We start from the raw sequence: 24,079 nt of genomic DNA on the forward strand, positions 1-24,079 counted from the left end.
CGCGGCGCGGGTCTGGTCTAGGTTCTTCAGCGTGCGGATCATCTCTCTCAACGCCTGGGGCGGCGCGATGTTCGACGAACTCGCCGCCTGGCTCGACGGCTGTGACGCCGACATCCTGTGTCTGCAGGAGGTGACTCACACCCCGACCGCCCGCGGCTGGACCCGATTCGACGACGCCGAGCGATCACTGCCGCAGCGAGCGGACCTCCTGGGCGACGTCCGTTCGCGCCTTCCCCGCCACCATGGCCTGTTCACCGCGAGCGACTCCGGACCGGTCCGGGACGAACACGGTTCACATCGGCAGGATTTCGGGCTGGCCACCTTTGTCGGCGAGACGCTTCCCATCGTCGGCATGCGATCCGCGTTCGTCCACGGCGGCTACGTCGAACATCACGACGATTGGCCGGCCGACGGCCGCCCCCGCGCCGCTCTGGCCGTGCGTGTCTTCGACCGCGCGGCACGGCGGTTCGTCACCGTCGTCAACCTCCACGGCCTGCGGGACGCCCAGGGAAAAGCCGACACTCCCGCTCGCCGTACGCAGGCCGAACGGCTCGCCGGCCTCATCACGAGCGTGCGCGAGAACGGCGACCTCACCGTGGTGTGCGGCGACTTCAACGTGTTGCCCGACAGCGAGACGTTCCGGATCCTCGCCAAGCTCGACCTCACCGACCTGGTCCGGGACGCGGACACCAGAACCTCCCGCTATCCCAAGCCCGTCCGGCATGCGAGCTACCTGCTCGTCTCCGAGCCCACCGCCGTCCGGCGATTCGAGATCATGACCACCCCCGAAGTCTCCGATCACTGCGCCTTGATGCTCGACCTTTGACGCTGAGCGCCATCGCCTCTCGCAGCGCTCGGCCGGTGGGTCCGCACCGGCGGTGCCACACGAACGGATAAGGCCCTCCCGGACCGACCGGGAGGGCCTCTGTAGTGGAGCCGCCTAGGGCCTGTGTCAAAGTCGATCAGAGCCATTCGTTGATCGCGGCGATCAGGATCGTGGCTTCGTAATGGATGGCGAGTTCGCCGTACCTGGTGGCCGGCAAGAGGGCAGGTGAACATTTATCGCCAGTGGGACCCCGATTCACCCGTTTTCCGGCTTGCCGACCGCCCTTCTGGGGCTGAAAGCACCGCCCTTCAGCGGTACCTCACCTCGCCCAGCGGCTTGTAGTCGGCCCAGCAGTCGGACGGCGCGGTGTCCAACCGCAGCGAACCGACTCCGCCCGCACCGCCGTCACAGTAGGCGGCAGCCCAGCTGGAATTCAGGAACGCGCCGTTCAGGTCGACGTCGGTTCCGGCGTACGGAGCTCCCGAAAAGGTCTTCGCCGTCACGTTGAGCGAGTCGTACGGGCAGCCACCGGCGGAGCCGAAGCAGGCGGCGCCCTCACCGATCGGACTGTAGCCGTAGTGCGTCGTGTTGAACGCCACGGTCCAGATGACCTGAGAAGGCAGTCGCGTTCCGCCGGGAAAGTTGAACGTGAGCAGCTGCTGGACGGCGTTGTGGCACACGTTCAGGACCGGGTCGAACCACTTGCCCGCGTCGGTCCCGGTGCAGTTCACGGAGTCGGCCGAGGGCCGGTAGGCGATATCGAAGGGCCGGGTCACGGTGGCCAGGAGCGCGCCCGGACGCGGCGTGCCGGTGGAATTGTCCACCGTGTAGATGTTCGCCGTGATCGGGTGCGAGAAGGTCGCTCCGGGAGTAGTAGTGCAGTCGCCGGTGGACCAGTTCCCGCTCTGGCAGGCATAACTGGAGAACATAACCCGGAGCGACCCGAGCGGGCCGCCTCCGCCGCGAAGACCCACCTCATCTCCGAACTCACTCGTCTGAGTGGCCTCGAAGCCCAGGCTCGGCCCGTATTCGCACCGTGCGACGCCGAACGGCATCGCGGTGTAGGCGATCCTGCGACTGAACCCGCCACGTTCACATGTCCGCGGCCACCGATCCGATGCGCGATCTCGCGGATCTGCTCCCCGCTGATCCGCCGTACGGCTCGCGGCATCGGCTTGATCGTCGAGGAGGATCGGCTTCGAAGCCCCGCCCTCCGCGGTGTACTGCGTCGACCCCGCAGAAGTGCGGCCAGTCCGGGCATCACGGTTCTGCTGGCTGTCGCCGTCCTGGGCGAGTGAAGCTGACGGACCGGGAGGCGGCACGGCGCCACGAGTGACCACGCCCACCTCCTGAATCCTCGGCATGGTGGCGCTCGCACCATCGGCCATAGCGACGGTGCCGGCCGTGAACGCGACTCCGGCCGCGAGGACCCCAACAAGGTTGCTCAACTTGGGCAAGCCGATTCTCCCTAAAAATCATTTGATCCCGGAGTTCCTGATGCCGGCCAAACACCTCGGCGGCAGATGGCGAACAATCTGCCGCCTTCCGTTTGCGGCGGCTTGCGGCCACAAGCGGAAATCGAACACCCTTGCCCTAACCCTTGTGACCCTATTGACAACTCGCAAGGGATGCCGTCCACATCGACGGCCCGCCCCACTGAGTAGATAGCTATATAAATCACGATTGGTGAGTGTTTTCGGACATGGGAATGGCCTGCCGAAATGGTGTTCGGCAGGCCGCTCTCTCTTCCTTGATTCGCTTGTTTAGCGAGCCTTCACGGAGCCGTCTGTGGTCGTGCGCACAGGCGATCCCTAGGCGTATCTGATCTCCCCCATTGGGGTGTATCCGGCCCAGCAGTCGGTCGGCTTGGTGTCCAATCGAAGTGTGCCGGTGCCGCCCGCATCGCCGTCACAGTAGGCGGCAGCCCAGCTGGAATTCAGGAACGCGCCGTTCGGATCGACGTCGGTCCCGGTATACGGAGCACCCGGATAGGTGAACGCCGCGACATTGAGCGAGTCGTACCCGCACCCGACCGGAGAACTGAAGCAGGCGGCTCCGTCACCGATCGGGGGGTTCCCATAGTGCGTCGTGTTGAACGCCACCGTCCAGATGACCTGCGACGGGAGCGTTATGCCCGCCGGGAAGTTGAACGTGAGGAGCTGCTGAATCGAGTTCTGGCAGACGCCCGTGTCCGGGTTGAACCACTTGCCGGCGTTGGCTCCCGTGCAGTTCACAGGGTCGGCCGAGGGCCGGAACGCAATGTTGAAGGTCTGAGTCATGGTGGCCAGGAGCGGGCCCGGACGCGGCGTGCCGGTGGAGTTGTCCACCGCGTAGATGTTCGCCGTGATCGGGTGGGAGAAGGTCGCCCCCGGTGCCGTCACGCAGTCACCGTTGTTCCAGTGCCCGCTCAGGCTGCATCCGTAGCTTGAGAACATCACCCGCAGCGATCCGAGTTGGCCGCCTCCATCTCGAAGGCCCACTTCGTCTCCGAACTCACTCGTCTGAGTAGCCTCGAAGCCCTGGCTGGGCGGAGGGGTGCACCTGAGCACGTCCGCGGGCAGCGCGGTGTACGCGGTGCGGGGGTCACCGCTCCCTCGGTCGCAGACCGGCGGCCCAGGGGGCGTTGGCGATGGCGACCCCGTCGGCGACGGTGAGGGCGACGCTGTCGGTGACGGTGACGCTGTCGGTGAGGGTGATGGTGACGCTGTCGGTGACGGTGTTGGCGTTGGCGTTGGCGTCGGCGTCGGCAACGGCGCCTTCGCCTGAAACGGCGACGGTGCCGGCCTGGGCCGCGAGACCTGCCGCGTCTGCTTCTCCTCACCTGCTTCGGTGCCGCTCGACTTCCCGACCTGGTTGCTGGAGGGGACCGACTTCGAATCCGCGACCTGCCAGTTGTAGGGCGCTGCGGTCGAGTCGACCGGCGATTTCTGGAACGGAGTCACCACAAGGGTGAAGTCCCGCAGCAGATGCTGGTTCTGCGTCTCACTCTCCCGCCCATGCTGCCACTGCCTGTTCTTGTTCCTGTTCTTCTGCCTGCTTTTGTACCGACCGTGCGAAGCGCCCGGCCCCGGCGAGACTGATTGGCGAAGAACCACGTCACCGCCGGACACATTTCCACTGACGGCGCTCGCGGACACGCCACCGGCGGCACCCACGGTGGCGGCAGTGGTGATCACCACGGCCCCGACCGCGAAGACCCCCGCAAGGCTATTCAACTTGGGCAACCCCACTCCCCCTCAACGACGATCCACTCGGGGCAATTGCGGCATTCCGGCATGAGGCTAGAAATGTGCACCCGATAACCCCGTTGCGGACTATTGCATCGCCTTGATGTCCCACAAAAAGAGGAAACAAACCGTGACAAGAGACTCTTGGCTGCCCGCTTGTCGCTTTATCAATAGCTCGCCCTTGAAATAATACGCATTATCCATAGATAGCCCTAGATGGGCAGCTCCACTACAAATCATGCGTACTGGGTCCCATCTCTGAGGCGGTGCCGAAGCTGCACTGCACCTGCGCCAAGGCCGCCCGTTCTCGTCGGGTCAGCATGGAAACCCGTGAGATCAAGCGGGACCAGGACGGCGACACCATGCTGTTGATCCAGGACGACAACGGCCGCATGAAGCTGGTCAAGGTCACCCTGACCTGCGGCGGCGATGGGCACGGGCCTCGTACTGGTGGTAGCTGTTCGTCTTGCCACACAAGGCGGTCTGGCTGCGCCGGTCGTGGCAGCCCTTCGCGCTCACACTGTGCTCGGCCGTCAGCGGGGAAGGTCCTCGGCTTGACCTGCGCGGACGAGGCCGTCTCCTCCACCGGGGACACGACCCGGACGGGCGGCTCTGCTGCCTCGCTTCCGCTCCCCGAACTGCTGTACGGCAACGGAAAAGGCCCTCCCGGATGGTCCGGGAGGGCCTCTGTGGTGGAGCCGCCTAAGGGAATCGAACCCTTGACCCCTTCATTACGAGTGAAGTGCTCTGGCCGACTGAGCTAAGGCGGCACGCCGCGAACGGCTTCGCACAGTCTACAGGGTCATCGCGGTTCTCGTGCACCCGTCGCCGCCCCGGAGCGGCGCGCTCTCGGGGCCGTGGTCCGGGCCGGGCAGGCTCCATGAGGACCGGTAAAACTTCCCCAGCCGTCCGACGGCCCTCCCTTTACCGTACGGCCAGCGGAAACGGGGCGTACCAGACGCATCTGTCACAGGAGGATCGCCCTGTCCCGCCGCACGGTGCCGACGAGCCGCCAGACATTTGACCTCATCCTTCGCCACCGTTGCCGGTACGTCGCCGCCCGTCCTCCGCAGGCGGCATGCTGGTCTTCGTCACGCAGGCGACGGCAGGGGAAACGACGGGTATGCGATCGGCCGGACAGAAAGCGAAGCTCACAGCGTCTCGTACGCGGTACGGCGGCGGTCCGAGCCGGCGAATGGCGATCGCGGCGCTGGCCGCGCTGCTGCCGTTCACGGCGTGCTCCACCCACACGCCGGCCACCTCCGAGCAGCCGAGCATGGGCGCGCAGGCGCAGCCGCCGGTCGAGGCCCCCACGGCGGAGCTGCGGCCGTTCTACGCCCAGCGGCCCGCCTGGCGCGACTGCGGCGACGGCTTCCAGTGCGCCAAGATCCAGGTACCCCTCGACTACGAGAAGCCCACCGGCGAGCGCATCGACCTCAGCGTGATCCGCCTGCCGGCGACCGGCAAGCGCGCCGGCTCCCTGCTCATCAACCCCGGCGGGCCCGGCGGCTCGGGCATCCAGTACGCACGGGCGGCCCGGTCCGTGGTCAGCGACAGGGTGCGCGCGCAGTACGACGTCGTGGGATTCGACCCCCGCGGCGTGGGCGAGTCGACCCCCGTCACGTGCATGACGGCCTCCCAGCTCGACGCGTACGTCGGGATGGACTCGAGCCCGGACACGCCGGCGGAGGTCACGGCGCTCGACAAGGCGTCCAAGGAGTTCGCCGACAGCTGCGGCGCCAAGGCGGCCCGCCTGCTCCCCCACGTCGGCACGGCCGACGCGGCCAGGGACATGGACGTCCTGCGCGGCGTCCTCGGCGACCCCGGTCTCACCTATCTCGGCAAGTCGTACGGCACCTTCCTCGGCGCGATGTACGCCGACCTGTTCCCCAAGCGTGTCCGGGCGCTCGTGCTCGACGGCGCGGTGGACCCGGCGGTGCCGTCGCTGAAGTCCAACGAGGTGCAGGCCAAGGGCTTCGAGGTGGCGCTGCGGGCCTTCGTCGACGACTGCCTCCTCAGCCGTTCCTGCCCGTTCAAGAGCCGTACGGTGGACGGCGCGTTGCAGGAGATCAGCGACCTGCTGGTCAAGGCCGACCGGCAGCCGCTGAAGAACGACCTCGGCGACGGCCGGAAGGTCAACGAGGCGTGGACGGTGATCGGCATCGCCACCCCGCTGTACGAGCGGGCGGCCTGGCCCCGGCTGCGGGAGGCCCTGGGCAAGGCGATCAACGAGAGCGACGGGACGGACCTGATCCAGATGGCCGACCTGCTGGTCGACCGCCGGCCCAACGGCTCGTACTCGAACCAGACCGAGGCCAACATGGCCGTCAACTGCGTGGACCACCCCTACCCCAAGGCGCTCGACGCGTACCGGCGGGCCGCGGGTGAGGCCGCCAAGGCGGCCCCGCACTTCGGGCAGTTCGTGATGTGGGGTTCGCTGCCCTGCGCCTACTGGCCCGCGAAGTCCGTCGGCGCCGACAAGCCGCTCAAGGCCGAGGGCGCGCCGCCGATCCTCGTCGTCGGCACCCTGCGCGACCCCGCCACGCCGTACGAGTGGGCGCAGGGGCTCGCCAAGGAGCTGACCTCGGGTGTGCTCCTGGGCTACGACGGCGACGGGCACACGGCCTACCGCAGCGGCTCCGCCTGTGTGGACAACGCGGTCGACGACTACCTGCTCGCGCTGCGCTCGCCCAAGAACGGCACGGTCTGCCCGAAGACGGGCTGATCCTCTCAGGGCCTCGAATGGTGCAGCTCGGTGATCTTCGCGGTCGTGTCGAAGCCGAGCACGGGATCGGGGGCGCCGGACAGCAGGCTCTCGTACAGCGGCCGGTGCCGCGCCGTCTTCCTGGGCGTGCGGCCGTCATGGCCATACGCCGCGAGCAGGGTGCCCGCCCGCGCGGCGAAGCCGGTGTTCGCGGTGTGGTCGATGACCACCTCGACGTCGGTCTCGCCGAGGGTGAGCGTCGTCCCCTTGCTGCTCTCGCCCGTGAGCCAGCTCGATCGCAGCGAGGCCAGGCCGGTCCTGCCGCGGGAGCGGAACTCGCACGTGGCCCAGGCGCTCGCGCCGCCGTCCATCTCGCGCAGTGAGGTCAGCGCGGCCGGCTCGGCGAAGCGGGCGAGCATGCTGAGCTGGTTCACCCCCGAGTCCGTCCAGCTCGACACGTAGGACGCGAAGGCCTGCTCGCCCCGCAGGACGTACGGGTCGTAGAAGGCCGAGGTGATCCGGGTGATCGGGCCCCACTCGGGATGCCCGGCGATCTGCTCGGCCGCCCAGCGGACCTCGGGCGCGAACGCGAAGTGGTGCGCGGTGAACACCCGGCCGCGCACGTCGGCCTCCCCGTCCAGTTCGCGGAGCCGGGCGAGCGCGGGGAGGTCGTGCACGAGCGGCTTCTCCACCAGCACCGTCGCCGACGACAGCGTCAGCGCCCGCACCGTCAGGTCCACATGGGACGGCGTCGGCGTGGCGATCACGAGCAGGTCCGGCTGATGGGCGTCCAGCGCCTCGGCGAGGTCGCGGTAGTGCGCCGCGGTGGTCTCGCGGAACGCGGGCGGCTCGGTGACCTTGGGGTCGACGGTGAACTCCAGGGCGACCTCGGGCCGCTGCTCGAGCACCGCGAAGTGACTGCGGGAGGTGATCCCGAGCCCGACGAACCCGACCCTGACCCGATCCCCCATGAAGGCCGCCCTCCTCGCTCGACGCTCAACCGTACAGGTGAGTACAGATCCGTCCTCAACCCTTTTTTCGGGCGGGCCGCCTGTCCGTGTCCCTACAATGCGAGCGCATGGAAGATCCTTACCGGCGCCGCTCACACGGGCTGACCCTTCCAGTGACCATGGTCACGGCCCTGGCGGTGTCCGGATGCGGCGTGCTGGGCGGTCCCGCGGGGGCCCCTCCGGCGGCCTCTTCGGCGGGCACACCACCGGCGCGGCCCTCGCCGTCCGTCACCGTCGCGGACGCGGGCCTGGTCAAGGATGGCTGGTTCGGCCTCACCCGGCCCCTGCACGCGCGGGTGGAGATACGCGCCGTCGAGCGGCTTCGCGACAGATCCGTCCTCCGTCTCACGGTCACCTCGCTCGAGGACGAGGCGCGCCACGCCGGGAACTCGTTCGGGACGGCGGCCGGCGACCTCGCAGCTACCGCATCCCTCTCGTCGACCCGGTCGGCCGCAAGGTCTATCACCCCCTGACCGATCAGGTGGGGACGCTGGGCAGCAGGCCCGGGTAATACCAGCCCGGCGTGCGCTACGAGACCGTGGTCCACTACCCACCGATTCCGGCGGACGTCCGTACGGTCACCGCGATCACGGCGGGAACGGCGGGCGAGTTCACCGGGGTGCCCGTCGTGAACGGGACCGGTTCCGGCGGCGCCGTGTCGCCTACGGCCGCCCCCGGCGGCCCTGTGTCGCCTACGGCCGCCCCCGGCGGCCCTGTGTCGCCTACGGCCGCCCCCGGCGGCCCTGTGTCGCCTAATGCCGCCTTCGGCGGCCCTCTTGCGCCGGAGGCAGCCCCCGGCAGCACGCCGGCGCCGGGCGCCACGGTGTCCTGGCCGGTCCGGGAGCCGTCCGGGCAGGTCACGAGCAGTGTCGAGGACCTGTACGGCATCGTCGAGGGCGCGGACAGGACGACTGCCGCGAGCGGCAGCGACGAGACCGTGGGCCTGCGCACGGACGTGTTGTTCGCCTTCGACTCGGACAAACTCACGGCGCGGGCCGAGGCCGTGCTCGACGACGTCGCGGCGGAGATCCGGAAGAAGGCCGATCCGGGCACGTCTCCCGTCCTCGTCGAGGGCCACACCGACGGCAAGGGCACGCACGCGTACAACATGGCGCTGTCCCTGCGGCGTGCGCAGGCCGTACGCGGGGAGCTGGCGGCCCGCCTCGGCGGCGCGTACCGGTACCGCGCGACGGGCAGGGGCGAGACCGAGCCCGTCGCCAGGGAAGGCGGGGTGAACGACGAGGAGGCCCGTGCCGGGAACCGGCGCGTCGAGATCTCCTACCGGATCCGGCCGCGTACCGGTGACTCCGGTGCCGCGAAAGCCGGCGGCACGGAAGGGGGACGGCCGGCTCCGTTCCGCGCCGATGACGGCGAGACCGTCGCCAGCCGGACCTCCACCCGGCAACCCTCCGGGCAGCGGCTCCGCATCGACGTGAAGCCCTTCTACCGCGACGGCGCCTATCTCGTCGCGGTGTTCGACATCGTCAACCTCGGCCCGGGGGACCTCGGTGCCGGCACGGGATACGGAGGGGACGTCGCCTACATCGGCGGGTGGTACACCGCCTTCTCCGTCGTCGATCCGGCGTCGCGCACCGTCTACCGCGCCGTACGGATGGGACCGGACGATCCGCGAGGTCCCGACGACTACGTGGACCCGGGCTGGGCGACGTTCAACGTCACGCCGGGCACGGCCAACCGCGGCTTCTTCTACGTGCCGGCGCCGCCGCCGGGCGTCACCGGCGTGACCTTCGACGCCGGCCCCTTCGGCAGGATCGACGACGTGCCCGTACGTTAACTCCCGCAGGGGGTGAAAGTTTCACAACAGGGCGGGGGTCGGCGGCTCGCCCGGCGACGCTCCGGAGCCAGCTCAGCGCCGTTGCGCGGATCGGCGGCCGCGAGGCGCACGGGGCCCGCTTCAGGTCCGCGACCTTGACCGTCCCCCCGCGCCTGAGGTTGGCTCCGCCGCATGACCACGGTCGCCGACCGTGAATTGTTAGCGCTCACATCTATAGGTGACGTTACCGCTCACATGAGGGTGTCGACGGCCCGACGCGCACGGTGAGCGACCACCACTTCAGGAGGCGCATGTGAGATACGCGTTTTCACTGTCCAGGCGCACCGCGACCTGGATCGTGGGCCTGCTGTGCATGCTGGCGTTACTCCCGGCCACCGCGGCCAGGGCGGACAACCCCATAATTCAGACCATCTACACCGCCGACCCGGCACCGCTCGTCCACAACGGCCGGGTCTACCTCTACACCGGCCACGACGAGGACGGCTCGACGTGGTTCACGATGAACGAATGGCGGGTCTGGTCGTCGGCCGACATGGTGAACTGGACCGACCACGGCTCCCCGCTGAGCGTCTCCAGCTTCAGCTGGGCGAAGTCCGACGCATGGGCGGGCCAGGCCATCTACCGGAACGGCAAGTTCTACTGGTACGTCCCCACGACCAGCCGGGCGTCCGGCAGGATGGCGATCGGCGTCGCCGTCTCCGACAGCCCCACCGGCCCCTTCAAGGACGCCCTGGGACGCCCGCTGGTGGAGAACGGCGAGATCGACCCCACCGTCTTCATCGACGACAACGGGCAGGCCTACCTCTACTGGGGCAACCCGAACCTGTGGTACGTCAAGCTGAACAGCGACATGATCTCCTACTCCGGGAGTCCGACGAAGGTCAACCTCACGACCGCCGGGTTCGGCACCCGCACCGGTGACGCCAGCCGCCCGACCCTGTACGAAGAGGGACCCTGGGTCTACAAGCGGGGCAGCCTGTACTACAACGTGTTCGCCGCGAAGTGCTGCTCCGAATTCATCGCCTACTCCACGGCCACCAGCCCCACCGGGCCGTGGACCTACCGGGGCACGGTCATGCCGACGCAGGGCGGCAGCTTCACCAACCACCCGGGAATCGTCGACTTCAACGGCGGTTCGTACTTCTTCTACCACAACGGCGCACTGCCGGGCGGCGGCGGTTTCACCCGCTCGGTGGCCGTGGAGAAGTTCAGCTACAACGCCGACGGCACGATCCCGACGATCAACATGACGACCACCGGGGCGCCCCAGGTGGGCACGCTGGACCCGTACGTCCGGCAGGAGGCGGAGACCATCGCCTGGGAGTCCGGCGTCGAGACCGAGCCGTCCAACGAGGGCGGCATGAACGTCGGGTTCATCGACAACGGCGACTACATCAAGGTCAAGGGCGTCGCCTTCGGCACCGGCGCCAGGTCCTTCAGCGCGCGGGTCGCCTCGGGCTCCGCCGGCGGCAAGATCGAGGTGCGGCGGGACGGCGTCAGCGGCACGCTCATGGGGACGTGCGACGTCCCGGGCACCGGCGGCTGGCAGACCTGGACGACCGTCTCCTGCCCGGTCACCGGCGCGACCGGCACCCACGACCTGTATCTCAGGTTCACCGGCGGGAGCGGCTACCTGATGAACGTGAACTGGTGGCAGTTCAGCGGCAGCGGTCCGACGTCCTCGCCCTCCCCCACGCCCCCGACTTCGCCGTCGCCCACGCCGCCGGTGTCGCCGTCGCCGACCCCCCCGGCGTCACCGTCGCCCAGCCCGGCCCAGTCGCCGGCCGGCGGCGCCTGCAGCGCGACCTACCGCACCACCAACTCGTGGGGCGGCGGCTTCCAGGGCGAGGTCACGGTGACGGCCGGCGGTTCGCCGATCAACGGCTGGACCGTCAAGTGGAACCTCAGCAACGGCCAGAGCATCAGCCAGGTCTGGAACGGCACGCTGAGCACCAGCGGCTCGGCCGTGTCGGTGAAGAACGTCTCGTACAACGGCTCGCTGGGGGCCTCCGCCTCGACGACCTTCGGTTTCACCGCCGGTGGCACGCCGTCGACGCCGTCCCTCACCTGCACGAGCCCGTGAGCACGACGGACGAGTCCGTGAGCACGACAGCGGGAGGCCGCTGAAGGACGAAGGGGCGAACCCACGGACCCGGGAGCTCCCCGAGCGCGCGGGGCCGTGGGTTCGCCGCCGTCAGCACCGCTTCACCGCCGCCGGACGCCGTTGTGGCCGCCGGACACCGTGGGCTCGCCGCCGTCGGCCGGGACGGGGTCCGGCCCGGCCGGCGCGACGGTGGTGCTTGTCAGCCCTCGGGTGCGCCCCCGGGCACCGGCTGCGCCTCGCCGTACATGGAGTCGTGGGCCTTGCGGGGCGCGCAGACGCTGGCCTTGGAACACGCGCAGCGGCGGCCGCCCTCGTTGAGGCGGACGATGACGGAGTCGGACGGCACGTTGTGACCCACCACCGTGCCCGGGCCCTGCGGGGTGTCCACCGCGAGGCCCGCGCGCGGCGCCGACGCCCGGAACTCCTGATAGAGCGGGTGCTCGTACTTCAGGCAGCACATTAGCCGGCCGCAGGCGCCCGCGATCCTGAGCGGGTTGACCGGGAGGTCCTGGTCCTTGGCCATCCGTACGGAGACCGGCTCGAAGTCCTTGAGGAACGTCGCGCAGCACAGGTCGCGGCCGCAGGGGCCGATGCCGCCCTGGAGCCTTGCCTCGTCGCGCGGGCCGATCTGCCGCAGCTCGACCCGGGCCCGCAGGTTGCGGGCCAGGTCACGCACGAGCGCGCGGAAGTCGACCCGGTGCGGCGCGGAGAAGTACACGGTGTAGACGTTGTCCGCGTCCAGGTAGTCGACGCCGACGACCTTCATCGGCAGCTCGTGGCGCTTGATCAGGCGCTTGGACACGCTCCTGGCCTCCGCCCTGCGGCGGCGGTTGGTCTCGTCCCTGCTGAGGTGTTCCTCGCCGGCGATGCCCTGGCAGACGGGCAGGCCCTCGACGTCCTCGCTCACGTACTGCGGCGCCCACACGCACTCGGCGACCTCCGGGCCCGAGTCGGTGGGCACGAGGACCTTGTCGCCCACCTTGGGCGAGTGACCGCCGGGATCGAGGTAGTAGAGCCGTCCGTAGCGGGTGAAGCTCACCGCCATCATCATGCCCAAGCGCCGGCCCTCCTCGATCCTGTACGGCTAACGCGTCCGAACCCACCATACGTGTCGTACGGCGCCGGCAATCATGGCCTGTGGACAAACCTCCGGCGGGGCCGGGAGACCCGGCCCCGCCGAAGTGGTGTGCCTACCAGGCCACTCTGCCGACGGGCGCGCCCTCCGGGGGAATGCCGTAGGAGTACAGCGTCCGGTAGCCGGACGTGGTGATCTCGCCCAGCTCGCCGGCTCTGGAGACCAGGAGGTTCCGGCCGGTGCCGTCCACGTCGAGCATCCCGGTCGGAATCACCCCTCTGCCGCCGCGGGCATGGAGAACGTCGATCTGGCGCCCTTCGAGGTCGTACGCCACGATGCCGTCGACGTCGTACTTCATCGCGTCCTCCCCGGCCGTGCTCAGATTGAGGGTCGTCTGCGCGGCGATCACTCGCGACCCGTCGGGTGTGATCGTGACCCCGAGAATCAGGGCCGGGGGCGTCTCTGTCGTAGGAGTCAGTGCGATCACGCGAGCGTCGTCGAGAGTGCCGGCGACGCCGGTGTCGAGCAGCGCCGGAGTCTGCGAACCCGAGCAGGTCCAGACGATTTTCGCATCCGGAGTGGCGTCCGGAGAGCCACTGGGCTCCGCGCCCGTCGACCGCGCCCTGCATCCCCATCCCTCCGGCAGGGACCCGGGGAGATCGGACGCCGGGACGGCGACGTCGGCACCGGGGCCGTCCGGCGCGGAGGGCACCGGCGACGCACCGGCCTCGCCGGGCGCTCCCGAGTCCGGCGCGAGGGGCGCTCCGGTTTCGGTTCCGGCCGGCTCTCCCGCCTCGCGGCCCGCGGCCACACCCGCCTCGGTCCCGGCGGGCGTCGCCGCGGGATCGGCGGATGCCGACTCGGTAGCCACACTCGTCTCCGCATCAGGCGCAGACGAGGCCGTGGCGACCGGTGAAGGCTCCGCGCCCGAGTCCGGGGGCTCCGACATGGAAGGCCGGGGTGCATTCGAGATGCCGAAAACCGTTCCCGTGGCCCTGGTGAGGAGCACGCGGCGTCCGTCCTCGGTCAGGGAGAGATCCCGGATGCTCCCCGGACGCGTCGACGTCCACGTACGGCTGCCGCCGGTCGCGGTGTCGGTCACGACGAGGGACACGCGCGGCTGCTCCGGCTCGCAGGAAGACAGCCCGTACGCGAGCGTCGCACCGTCGCCGCTCACCGCGAGCGCGGTGATCTCGGTGCCTTCCGGCGGCGCGTACGGAAGCTCGCCATGTGAGGCGACCCTCCCCTCCCCGTCCAGCGTGAACTGGTACAGCCGCGAGCGGCAGCCGTCCGAGATGGTGGCCGCATAGAAGACCCGGTTGTCGCGCGTCGCCTGCACCGCGGAGAATCCCTCGTCGGTCGCGGGCCTCGGCACCACGTCGGTGCTGTGCCCGTCGGTGACGCTCCTGATCGTGATGTCGCCGGGGTCGCCGATGTGGGCGAGGAAGGCGGGGGCGGCGGCCGGGCCGACGGCGATGCCGGCGGCGGTGTCGCCGGTCCCGCCGCCGTGGCGCGCGACGGCCGCGCCGCCCGCGACCGCGAGCGTCACGGCGGCCGCCGCCGCGAGCGGCATCAGCCATGTCCTGCCCCGCACGGCGCCCACGCGCGTACGGCGGCGGACCGGGGTGGTCGCCGGGACGAACGGCGGGACGGCGTCGACCGTCTCCCCCACCGCGTGGGCGGCGTCCTGCAACCGGCGGATGACGTCGTTCATCGGGTCTCTCCCAGGAGGCGGCCGAGCGCGTCGAGCGCCCGGGAGGTGGTGGACTTGACGGTGCCCCGGCTGATCTTCATGACCCGTGCCGTCTCCTCTTCGGACAGCTCGGCGTAGTAGCGCAGGACCAGGGCCTCCCGCTGGCGCCGGGGCAGGCGGTGGAGGGCCTCCATGACCTCCCGCCGCTCCGCGCCGAGGATCGCGGCGGACTCCGCCGACCAGACGGGCGGGTCGTACGTGCCGGCGAACCAGGACGGCAGCCGTCGCCTGCGCAGCACCGTGCGGGCGTTGTTGAGCACCGCGGCGCGCACGTAGACGAGCGCCTTGTCCCGGTCACGCAGGCCGTCGAAGCGCCGGTGCAGACCGAGGAAGGCCTCCTGCACCACGTCTTCGGCGCTCTCCCGGTCGCCGACCATGATCAGGGCCAGCCGGGTGAGGCCGAGGGCGTGCTCGGCGTAGAGACCGCTGATCGTGTCGTCGGCGCCCGCCGACAGAGGCGGGACGGGCACGGGCCCCCCGGGTTGCTGATCGAGATCGAGCGTTTCGGCCTTCATGTACCAGAGACGCCGTACGCCCGCCGGGGTTGCCTGCGTCCTACGCGGGCGAGCGGAGGGCGAGGGTCATGGCCTCGACCGCGATCTGCGGGTTCACGTTGGCCGCCAGCCGCTCCCGGCACTTCATGATCGCGTCCGTACGGCGGAGCGTCTGCTCGGGAGTGGACGCGCGGGCGATGGTCTCCACCTCGTGCCTGCGGTCCTCGTTGGCGAGCTCGACCGGGGCCCCGAACTGCACGGCCAGCACGTCGCGGTAGAACGCCACGAGTTCGAGCAGCGCGAGGTCGAGGGAGTCGCGCTTGATGCGGGTGGCCCGGGACTTCTGCATGGTCTCGAGCTCCTTGAGGGCTCCCGCGCCGCCCCGCACGAGGCCCTTGTTGAGCCCCTTGCCCGAGGAGCCCTCACCGTAGACCTTGCGCAGCTCGGCGGTCTCGGTCTCGTTGAGCGCGGTCGTGGCCGCGTCTGCGTCCTCGGTGGAGGTCTTCACCAGCCGCTCGGCGGCGGTGATGCACTCCGCCACGCCGGTCAGCGACCGGGGGATCGACAGCACGTCGTCGCGGCGGCGCCGCACCTCCTCGTCCAGCGCGAGCCGCCGCGCCCGGCCGATGTCCCCCTGGGCCGCCCGAGCGGCGTCGAGCGCCACGTCGTGGGCGACTCCGTCCCGGGTCACCAGCACGTTCGCGACCGCCTCCGTGGAGGGCGTGCGCAGCGTCACGACCCGGCAGCGCGAGCGGATCGTGATGATCATGTCGTCCGGGGAGGGCGCGCACAGCAGCCACACGGTCCGCGGCGGCGGCTCCTCGATGGCCTTCAGCAACGCGTTCGCCGCCGCCTCCGTCACCCGGTCGGCGTCCTCGAACAGCACGATCCGCCACCGGCCGAGCGTGGGCGCCCCCGCCGCCTTGAGCACGAGTTCGCGGGTCTGCCGCACGCTGTACGACAGCCCCTCGGGCCGTACGAACGTGACGTCCGGGTGCGAGCCGACCTCGACCTGGTGGCAGGCGTCGCAGTGGCCGCACCCCTGCTGAGCGCAGAGCAGCGACGCCGCGAACGCCTTGGCGGCCGTGGACCGCCCCGATCCCGGCGGCCCGGTGAACAGCCAGGCGTGGGTCATGCCCGCGCCGCGGCCCCCGGCGACGACCTCCGCGGCGGCCGACGCGGCCCGCCCCAGGACGTCGATCGCCCGGTCCTGCCCGATCAGATCCCTGAAAACGGTCATGCGCGGCTATCCGAAGTCGCGGATGGCGGGCATCGTGCCGGTGGCCTCCTCGGCCTCCTGCGGCACCGGGTCGGGCAGGATCTCCCGCACCCGGTCCTGGATCAGGCGCGTCACCTCCCGCTGGTCGAGCGTGCCGTCCACCACGAGGTAGCGGTCCGGGGCGGCGGCCGCCAGCGCCCGGAACTCCCGCCGCACCCGCTCGTGGAACTCGAGCGGTTCGGCCTCGATGCGGTCGGCCGGCGAGGCCATCCGCCGCAGCCCGACCGCGGGCGGCACGTCGATGAGCACGGTGAGGTCGGGGACGAGCCCGCCCGTCGCCCATCTGTTGATCCTCGCGACGTCCTCCTGGTCGAGCGACCGCCCGGCGCCCTGGTAGGCCAGCGACGAGTCGACGTACCTGTCGCAGACCACCGTCGAGCCGCGCCGCAGCGCGGGCCTAATCACCTTCTCCACGTGCTCGGCCCGGTCCGCGGCGTACAGCATCGCCTCGGCCCGCGGAGACAGGCCCTGGTGGGCGGCGTCGAGCAGGATCGCCCGCAACCGCATGCCGACCTTGGTCGAGCCCGGCTCGCGGGTCTGCACGACGTCGAAGCCCTGGTCGCGCAGCCAGATCGCGAGCAGCCGCGACTGGGTGGTCTTGCCCGAGCCCTCGCCGCCCTCGAAGGCGATGAACAGCCCGCGCTCGGGGTGCGCCTCCTCCTCCTGGACGAACCGCCGCCCGCGCAGGGCGTTCAGCAGGTCGACCCCGATGGGGACCTCGGGACGGTCGTCCATGTGCCGCAGCGCGACCACCCCGACGGCGATCGCGAGCAGCGCGCCCAGGAGCAACACGAGGTTGGTGCCGTCGAAGCGGTAGCTGAGCCCGGCGATCCGGACGACGTGCGCGCCGAACAGCGCCGCGAGGGTGGAGGCCAGCGCCACGACCAGCAGCAGCACCACCCGGGCCAGCGACTGCAGGAAGGAGAACGTACGGCCGCGCAGCCCGTCCTCGACCTCCAGGCCGATCACCGTGTAGCCGATGATCCAGGCGATGCCTGCGCAGGCGCCCAGCACCACGGTCAGCACGACGACGACCACGAGGTTCTGGATGAGCGCGACGGCGGCCAGCGTCAGCCCCGCGAGCACGATCGACAGCCCGAACAGCCGCCGCCTGGACAGCCCCTTCAGCAGCCGCAGGCCGAAGAACATGCCGAACGCCATGCCGAGGAAGACGGCGCAGAACACCGCGCCGTACCCCGCGTCGCCGCCGCCCATGGCCTGCACGTAGGCCTTGGCCACACCGACGACCGCGCCTCCGGCGGCGAAGGCGCCGAGCATGCCGATGATCAGGCCGCGCACGATCCGGTTGCCGCCGGCGAACCGCCAGCCCTCGGTGATCTGCCGGAGCACCGACGGCGCGGTCACGTGCCTGACGTGGTTCTTCGGGATGGCCCGCAGCGTGAAGACCATCGCGGCGGAGGCCAGGTAGGCCAGCGCGTTGGCGTACAGCGCCACGCTGGTGGCCGCGACGGTGAACGACGGGACGGCCGCCGAGATCGTCGTCACCACGGCCGACACGATCGCGAACAGCGCCGCGGCCACGGGGGCCGTGCCGTACGTGACGAGAAGGTTGAGCTGGTTGGCCTCCTCGAGCCGCTCCTTGGGCACGAGGTTGGGCACGGTGGCGTCCTTGGCGGGCACCCAGAAGAGATTCACGCACTCGACCAGGAACGTCGCGACGATCACCCACTGGTAGGCGCCGACCAGCGGGATCGACAGCACCACCGCGAACCTCGCGAGGTCGGCGAGGACCATCGTCAGCCTGCGGTCGAACCGGTCGGCCACCGCGCCCGCGAGCGGGCCGAGCAGGATCGCGGGCAGCATCTTGGCGACGAAGACGCCGCCGATCGCGAGGCTCTGGGCCTGGAAGCCGGATCCGGCGGTGAGGTTACCGGCCAGGGCGGTCAGCGCGATGATGTTGAGCCAGTCACCGAGGCTGCACGTCGCCATCGCCGTCCAGAGCCGGCGGAACGGCGCGTTCGCCAGCACGTGCGGCTGCTTGCGTCGCGCGGCGGCGGCACGGCCAGGGATGCTCATGATGTCAGCGTATCCAGGTGCTCGCTGGGCTTGGGAGACGGACGAACGGGCCACCGGGGCCTGCTCGTCGCCTGAGGGTATTACGTCCGCCTCGTCCTCGCTGTCGAGATGGCGGCAATGTTCTGCCCGATTCCCCGTTCCGGGGGTGCGGTCAGGCCCGCAGCTCGACGAGGGTGATCTCGGGTGGCGCGCCGACCCGCACCGGCGGCCCCCAGAAGCCCGCGCCGCGCGTGACGTAGACCTGGGTGTCGCCGCCGCCCGTGCGCGGCACGCTCGCCAGCCCCGCCACCACGGGCTGCTGCAGCGTCACCAGCAGGTTGAACGGAGCCATCTGACCGCCGTGGGTGTGCCCGGACAGCTGAAGGTCGACGCCGTGGGCGGCGGCCTGCGTGACCTGGACGGGCTGGTGGGCCAGGAGCACGACGGGCCGGTTCGCGTCGCGGCCTCCGAGGGCCCGGTCGAAGTCCGGGCCGTCGCCCGACGGCACGCCGTTCAGGTCGTTGACCCCCGCGAGGTCGAGCACGGCTCCCGCGTGACGGATCTCGACCCGCTCGTTGCGCAGCGGCCGGACGCCCAGCGAGCGCAGCTCCTCGATCCATTCCAGAGGGCCTCCCGCGGTGTAGTACTCGTGGTTGCCGGTCACGAAATACGCGCCGTAACGGGATTCGAGGGACCTCAGAGGCGTGGCGAGACGGCCCAGCTCGGCGACCGTGCCGTCCACCAGGTCACCCACGATCGTCACGGCGTCGGCCTCCAGACCGTTGATCATCCGGACGATCCGCTCGGTGTGGCCCCGGCCGGTCAGCGGGCCGAGGTGGATGTCGCTGACGACCGCGATGCGCAGGCCGCTCATCCGGGGGTCGAGCCGGGACAGGCGGACCGGCACCCGCTCGATCACCGGGTCGCCGAGGGCGCGGGTCACGCCGTAGCCCACGGTCGCGAGCGCACCCGCGGCCACGACCGCGGAGGCCGTACGGGAGATGAACAGCCGCCGGTCGATCGCCGGCACGTCTGCCGCGGTCCCTTCCGGCTCCGGCCTGCCGGTCATGGGCGTGCCGGGCGCGGTGGAACCTCCCTGGGCTGCCGCACCGGCGAGGACCGCCTCGTCCACCGGCGCAGCCTCCCCCTCGGCCCCCTCGGCCAGGGCCGTCGTACGGCGGCGCCTGGACACGAGGAACGTCGCGACCGCCCGGGGCACCTCCATGACCAGCCCGAACACGAACAGGTAGAACATCATGGCCAGCCAGAGATAGCCGGGCCAGGCCACGACGCGCTCGACGTCCATACCGGCGGACCGGCTGCCGACGAAGGTCACCACCATCAGGGCCGCCAGGGCCACGAGCACCCACGTCAGCACCCGGCGCGAACGCGATCCCGGCGTCGTCGACGCCCTGACCAGCCGCCGCCACAGGTAGAAGTGCACGACGACCACGGCCGTCAGGATCATGCCCACGAACCCCACGAGATCTCCCCTCGACCGGCTGGCGATCAAGGGCCGGCCGACGACGATGCTACGAGCTCACACCGGAAGCCGCGTTTCCGGGTGCGACGGCGGGAATCAGCGCCCGCTGAAATTTTCACCGTCGAGTCGGCCTCATGCCGTACCACCACCGGTGATCTTTGCCCCCCGCGGAGAACGGGCGGACGATCGCGGCGGAAGCGTCCTGGAGACGATGCCTCCGGCAGATCTCCGGGGGCGGACGACACGAGGTGACACATGAGAAGTCCCCGGCATCTGGCCTGGATGGCCGCAGGAGGGGTGGCCGTCGCGGCGATCGCGCTCCACGGCACGCCCGCCGCAGCGCTGGACGCCACGCCCTCCCCCACCCCGCGGACCAGCGTGAGCCCGTCGCCGAACGGCGATCCGGCTGTGCCGGCCACGCCGCCGAACGTGCGGCTGTGCCCGCCGCCGGTGCCGGCGGGCACCACCGAGGGATACGTCGGCCTGTGCTGGAGCGCGTCCACCGACGACGTCGGCGTCACCGGCTACGAGGTCTACCGGCTCACGGCCGACGGCTTCGTCAAGGCGACGTCGACCACCGGCACCACCGTCGTGATGGGCGGCCTGGCGTACGGCCGGACCTACACGTTCTACATCGTGGCCAAGGACGCCGACGGCCACACCAGCCCGCCGACGGCGCTGATCAACGCGCAGGCGGTGACCGGCATGGTGGTCAGCCCGAGCCCGGTCACCGGAGACACCACCCCGCCCGGCAAACCCACCGGGCTGCACGACGGCTGCGTGGCCGACTTCCCCGGCACGGGGTTCTGCTGGTCGGCGTCGACCGACGACGTCGGCGTGACCGGTTACGTCGTCTTCCGGCTGACCGAGACCGGCTGGGTGCGGGCCGGCGCCACGTCCTCCCCCTACTTCATGGAGGGCAACCTGGTGACGGGCCAGAAGTACACCTACGTGGTGGTGGCCAGGGACGCGGCCGGCAACCTCAGCCTGCCGTCCGACCCGATCACCACTGTGGCCCAGCAGGGGTTCCCCACCTACAGCCCGTCGCCGAGACCCCCAGCGAGCCCCTCGGTGACTCCCGCTGCCTCCTGCGAGGTCGGCTACAGCCAGTCGGCGTGGAGCACGGGCCTCACGGCCGATGTGGTGATCAGGAACACGGGCGCCACGCCGATTTCGGGCTGGACGCTGCGGTTCGCCTTCCCGTCCGCGGGTGAGCGCATCGTCCAGGGCTGGTCGGCCGACTGGAGCCAGGCCCCGGGGAGCACGGTCACGGCCACCAGCCTGCCCTGGAACGCCACCCTCGCCCCCGGCGCGTCCACGCGCATCGGCTTCAACGCCTCCCACACCGGCGTCTCCGCCCCGCCGAGCGCTTTCACGCTCAACGGCACGACATGCACCACGGCCTGACCTGCGCACGCGCGGACAGCGCCCGGGCGGCGGCCGTCGGCCGCCGCCCGGGGCCGTCGATCACGACTTCGTGGCGGGCTTCTTCGCGGCGGTCGTCCTGGCGCGGGTCGTGCGCTTGGGAGCGGGCGCCCGCTCCCGCCGCTCGGCCAGCAGCTCCGCCGCCCGCTCCAGCGTGATGTCCTCGACCGTGTCGCCCTTGCGCAGGGACGCGTTGGTCTCGCCGTCGGTGACGTACGGGCCGAAGCGGCCCTCCTTCACCACGATCGGCTTCTTGGAGTTCGGGTCCTCGCCCAGCTCGCGCAGCGGCGGAGCGGCGGCGGCACGGCCGCGTCCGCGCGCCTTCGGCTGCGCGAACAGCTCCTTGGCCTGCTCGATCGTGACCGTGAGCAGGTCCTCCTCGGAGGCGAGCGAGCGCGAGTCGGTCCCCTTCTTGATGTAGGGCCCGAACCGGCCGTTCTGCGCGGTGACCTCCTCGCCGTCGATCTCGCCGACGACCCTGGGCAGCTGGAGCAGCTTGAGCGCCTGGTCCAGCGTGATCGTGTCCAGCGACATCGTCTTGAACAGCGAGCTGGTCCGTGGCTTGGGGACGTCCGCCTTCTTCGTCCGCTTCTTGCCCTCCGCGGGCGCGGGCTCCTCGGGCAGGACCTCGGTGACGTACGGGCCGAACCGGCCGTCCTTGGCCACGATCGTCCGGCCGGTCGCCGGGTCGACGCCCAGCTCGCGGTCGCCGCTCGGGCGCGAGAACAGCTCCTCGGCCTTCTCGGCGGTCAGCTCGTCGGGGGCCATGTCCTCGGGGATGTTCACCCGGGCGCCGTCGCGGTCGAGGTACGGCCCGTAACGGCCGACCCTGATCACGATGTCCGTCCCCTTGATCGGGAACGAGCTGATCTCCTTGGCGTCGATCTCCCCGAGGTCGGTGACCATCTCCTTCAGGCCCTCGTCGCCGTCCCCGCCGCCGAAATAGAACCTGCGCAGCTCGGGCACCCGCTCGGCGCGGTCGTTGGCGATGTCGTCGAGGACCTTCTCCATGTCGGCGGTGAAGTCGTAGTCGACCAGGTTGCCGAAGTGCTGTTCGAGCAGGTTGACCACGGCGAACGCGAGGAACGACGGCACCAGGGCGGTGCCCTTCTTGAACACGTAGCCCCGGTCGAGGATCGTTCCGATGATCGACGCGTACGTCGAAGGCCGCCCGATCTCGCGGTCCTCCAGCTCCTTGACCAGCGACGCCTCGGTGTAGCGCGCGGGCGGCTTGGTCGAGTGCCCCAGCGCGGTCAGCTCGGCCGCCGTGAGCCGGTCGCCCTCGGCCAGCGTGGGCAGGCGCTTCTCCGAGTCGTCCCGGTCGGTCGAGGGGTCGTCCGCGCCCTCGACGTACGCCTTGAGGAAGCCGTGGAAGGTGATCGTCCGGCCGGTGGCGCTGAACTCGACGTTCTCGCCGGCGCTGGACGTGCCGCCGACCTTGACCGACACCGACTCGCCGACGGCGTCCTTCATCTGGGAGGCGACCGTACGCTGCCAGATCAGCTCGTACAGCCGGAACATGTCCCCGGACAGTCCGGTCTCGCCCGGCGTGCGGAACTCCTCGCCGGAGGGCCGGATCGCCTCGTGCGCCTCCTGGGCGTTCTTCACCTTGCTGGTGTAGACGCGCGGCTTGTCCGGCACGTACGCCGAGCCGTACAGCTTGATCGCCTGGCCGCGGGCGGCGGCGACGGCGGTCTCCGACAGCGTGATGCTGTCGGTACGCATGTAGGTGATGTAGCCGTTCTCGTACAGCCGCTGGGCCACCTGCATCGTGTACTTGGCGGAGAAGCCCAGCTTGCGGCTCGCCTCCTGCTGCAGGGTGGTCGTCCGGAACGGCGCGTACGGCTTGCGCGTGTACGGCTTGCGCTCGACCGACCGCACCGCGTAGGACACACCCTCGAGGCGGCCGGCGAGGGCCCTCGCGGCGGCCTCGTCGAGGTGGAGGACGTCGGAGCCCTTCAGCCTGCCGGTGGAGGCGAAGTCGCGGCCCTGGGCCACGCGCCTGCCGTCCACACCGGTGAGGGTGGCGGAGAACGTCCGGGGGTCGTCGCCGGCGCGGCCGGTGTCGAACAGCGCCTGCAGGTCCCAGTAGTTGGCGGCGGTGAACGCCAGCCGCTCCCGCTCGCGCTCCACGACCAGCCGGGTCGCGACCGACTGGACACGGCCGGCGGAAAGCCGCGGCTTGACCTTCTTCCACAGGACCGGGCTGACCTCGTAGCCGTAGAGGCGGTCGAGGATGCGCCGGGTCTCCTGGGCGTCGACGAGGCGGAGGTTGAGGTCGCGAGGGTTGGAGACCGCGTCCCTGATCGCGTGCGGGGTGATCTCGTGGAACACCATGCGGTGCACCGGGATCTTGGGCTTGAGCACCTCGCGCAGGTGCCAGGCGATGGCCTCGCCCTCCCGGTCCTCGTCGGTGGCGAGGTAGAGCTCGTCGGCCTCCTTGAGAAGCTGCTTGAGCTTGGACACCTGCGATTTCTTGTCCGGGTTCACGACATAGAGCGGCTCGAACTCGTGGTCGACGTTCACCCCGAGGCGGGCCCAGGCCTCGCTCTTGTACTTCTCCGGGATGTCATCGGCCTTCTCCGGAAGATCACGGATGTGGCCGATGCTCGATTCGACGATGTAGCCGCGCCCGAGGTACCCGGCGATCGTCTTCGCCTTCGCGGGCGATTCCACGATCACCAGGCGGGTTCCGCCGGCGTTGCCGTTGTTGGCTGGCACGCTGCTTCCTACCTCGCTGTCCGCTGTCATTCCCCGTGCTGCCGGGCTTCGTGCTCCCGGCTCATGACACCCTCGTCGTCCGGGCCGGAGGCGATTACCCCCTTGGGGCGCCGAGGAGGCGCCGCTTTGAAGGTACCTGCCGCCGCACGTTCCTCCCCCTCGGGCTA

Annotated in this window: 16 protein-coding genes and 1 tRNA gene; 6 read left to right on the plus strand and 11 right to left on the minus strand. The window is 70.4% G+C overall.

What is annotated here, in order from left to right:
• Positions 1-31 precede the first annotated feature (31 nt).
• Positions 32-826, plus strand: a complete 795-nt coding sequence (locus tag AAH991_RS00280; protein WP_346223893.1) for an endonuclease/exonuclease/phosphatase family protein — start codon at positions 32-34, stop codon at positions 824-826.
• Positions 827-1,134: 308 nt separating this feature from the next.
• On the opposite strand, the gene AAH991_RS00285 is transcribed toward AAH991_RS00280, so the two are convergent.
• From AAH991_RS00285 to AAH991_RS00295, 3 genes are all read right to left on the minus strand, one after another.
• Positions 1,135-1,755: a hypothetical protein gene (locus AAH991_RS00285; RefSeq protein WP_346223894.1), complete on the minus strand. Its 621-nt coding sequence runs from the start codon at positions 1,753-1,755 to the stop codon at positions 1,135-1,137.
• 882 nt (positions 1,756-2,637) lie between these two features.
• Positions 2,638-3,207 (minus strand): hypothetical protein, encoded by a 570-nt coding sequence (locus AAH991_RS00290; protein ID WP_346223895.1) that lies wholly within the window; start codon positions 3,205-3,207, stop codon positions 2,638-2,640.
• Positions 3,208-4,746: 1,539 nt separating this feature from the next.
• Positions 4,747-4,823, minus strand: a tRNA-Thr gene (locus AAH991_RS00295).
• A gap of 425 nt (positions 4,824-5,248) precedes the next feature.
• Between AAH991_RS00295 and AAH991_RS00300 the strand changes: the two genes are divergently transcribed.
• The gene (locus AAH991_RS00300; protein ID WP_346223896.1) at positions 5,249-6,778 is read left to right on the plus strand and encodes an alpha/beta hydrolase; all 1,530 of its coding nucleotides are present in this window, start codon (positions 5,249-5,251) and stop codon (positions 6,776-6,778) included.
• A 5-nt stretch (positions 6,779-6,783) separates the two neighbouring features.
• Here the strand turns inward: AAH991_RS00300 and AAH991_RS00305 are convergent, their stop codons facing one another.
• Positions 6,784-7,728, minus strand: a complete 945-nt coding sequence (locus AAH991_RS00305; RefSeq protein WP_346223897.1) for a Gfo/Idh/MocA family protein — start codon at positions 7,726-7,728, stop codon at positions 6,784-6,786.
• Positions 7,729-7,835: 107 nt separating this feature from the next.
• On the opposite strand from AAH991_RS00305, the gene AAH991_RS00310 reads away from it, so the two are divergent.
• The 3 genes from AAH991_RS00310 (at position 7,836) to AAH991_RS00320 (ending at position 11,645) form a co-directional block, all read left to right on the plus strand.
• Positions 7,836-8,240: a hypothetical protein gene (locus AAH991_RS00310; RefSeq protein WP_346223898.1), complete on the plus strand. Its 405-nt coding sequence runs from the start codon at positions 7,836-7,838 to the stop codon at positions 8,238-8,240.
• 50 nt (positions 8,241-8,290) lie between these two features.
• Positions 8,291-9,562: an OmpA family protein gene (locus AAH991_RS00315; protein WP_346223899.1), complete on the plus strand. Its 1,272-nt coding sequence runs from the start codon at positions 8,291-8,293 to the stop codon at positions 9,560-9,562.
• Between the two features lie 292 nt (positions 9,563-9,854).
• On the plus strand, positions 9,855-11,645 hold the full coding sequence (locus AAH991_RS00320) for a family 43 glycosylhydrolase (protein ID WP_346223900.1): 1,791 nt from the start codon (positions 9,855-9,857) through the stop codon (positions 11,643-11,645).
• A 220-nt stretch (positions 11,646-11,865) separates the two neighbouring features.
• Here AAH991_RS00320 and AAH991_RS00325 read toward each other — a convergent pair whose 3' ends face one another.
• The 6 genes from AAH991_RS00325 to AAH991_RS00350 all read right to left on the minus strand — a co-directional run bounded on the left by AAH991_RS00325 (position 11,866) and on the right by AAH991_RS00350 (position 19,766).
• Positions 11,866-12,717 (minus strand): PSP1 domain-containing protein, encoded by an 852-nt coding sequence (locus tag AAH991_RS00325; protein WP_346224064.1) that lies wholly within the window; start codon positions 12,715-12,717, stop codon positions 11,866-11,868.
• A gap of 139 nt (positions 12,718-12,856) precedes the next feature.
• On the minus strand, positions 12,857-14,455 hold the full coding sequence (locus AAH991_RS00330; RefSeq protein ID WP_346223901.1) for a hypothetical protein: 1,599 nt from the start codon (positions 14,453-14,455) through the stop codon (positions 12,857-12,859).
• Positions 14,452-14,964: a SigE family RNA polymerase sigma factor gene (locus tag AAH991_RS00335; RefSeq protein WP_346223902.1), complete on the minus strand. Its 513-nt coding sequence runs from the start codon at positions 14,962-14,964 to the stop codon at positions 14,452-14,454. Before AAH991_RS00335 ends, AAH991_RS00330 begins: the two co-directional genes overlap by 4 nt.
• Before the next feature lie 85 nt (positions 14,965-15,049).
• A complete protein-coding gene (locus tag AAH991_RS00340) occupies positions 15,050-16,228 on the minus strand; it encodes a DNA polymerase III subunit delta' (RefSeq protein ID WP_346223903.1) in 1,179 nt (392 codons plus the stop codon).
• Positions 16,229-16,234: 6 nt separating this feature from the next.
• Positions 16,235-18,304: a dTMP kinase gene (gene tmk, locus AAH991_RS00345; protein ID WP_346223904.1), complete on the minus strand. Its 2,070-nt coding sequence runs from the start codon at positions 18,302-18,304 to the stop codon at positions 16,235-16,237.
• Between the two features lie 151 nt (positions 18,305-18,455).
• Positions 18,456-19,766, minus strand: coding sequence for a metallophosphoesterase (locus tag AAH991_RS00350; protein WP_346223905.1), 1,311 nt, complete (start codon positions 19,764-19,766; stop codon positions 18,456-18,458).
• Between the two features lie 255 nt (positions 19,767-20,021).
• Here AAH991_RS00350 and AAH991_RS00355 point away from each other — a divergent pair, with 255 nt between their 5' ends.
• Positions 20,022-21,173 (plus strand): cellulose binding domain-containing protein, encoded by a 1,152-nt coding sequence (locus AAH991_RS00355; protein WP_346223906.1) that lies wholly within the window; start codon positions 20,022-20,024, stop codon positions 21,171-21,173.
• Positions 21,174-21,233: 60 nt separating this feature from the next.
• On the opposite strand, the gene topA is transcribed toward AAH991_RS00355, so the two are convergent.
• On the minus strand, positions 21,234-23,912 hold the full coding sequence (topA, locus tag AAH991_RS00360; RefSeq protein ID WP_346223907.1) for a type I DNA topoisomerase: 2,679 nt from the start codon (positions 23,910-23,912) through the stop codon (positions 21,234-21,236).
• Positions 23,913-24,079: the final 167 nt, after the last annotated feature.

This window comes from Microbispora sp. ZYX-F-249 (assembly GCF_039649665.1).
GTDB lineage: Bacteria > Actinomycetota > Actinomycetes > Streptosporangiales > Streptosporangiaceae > Microbispora > Microbispora maris.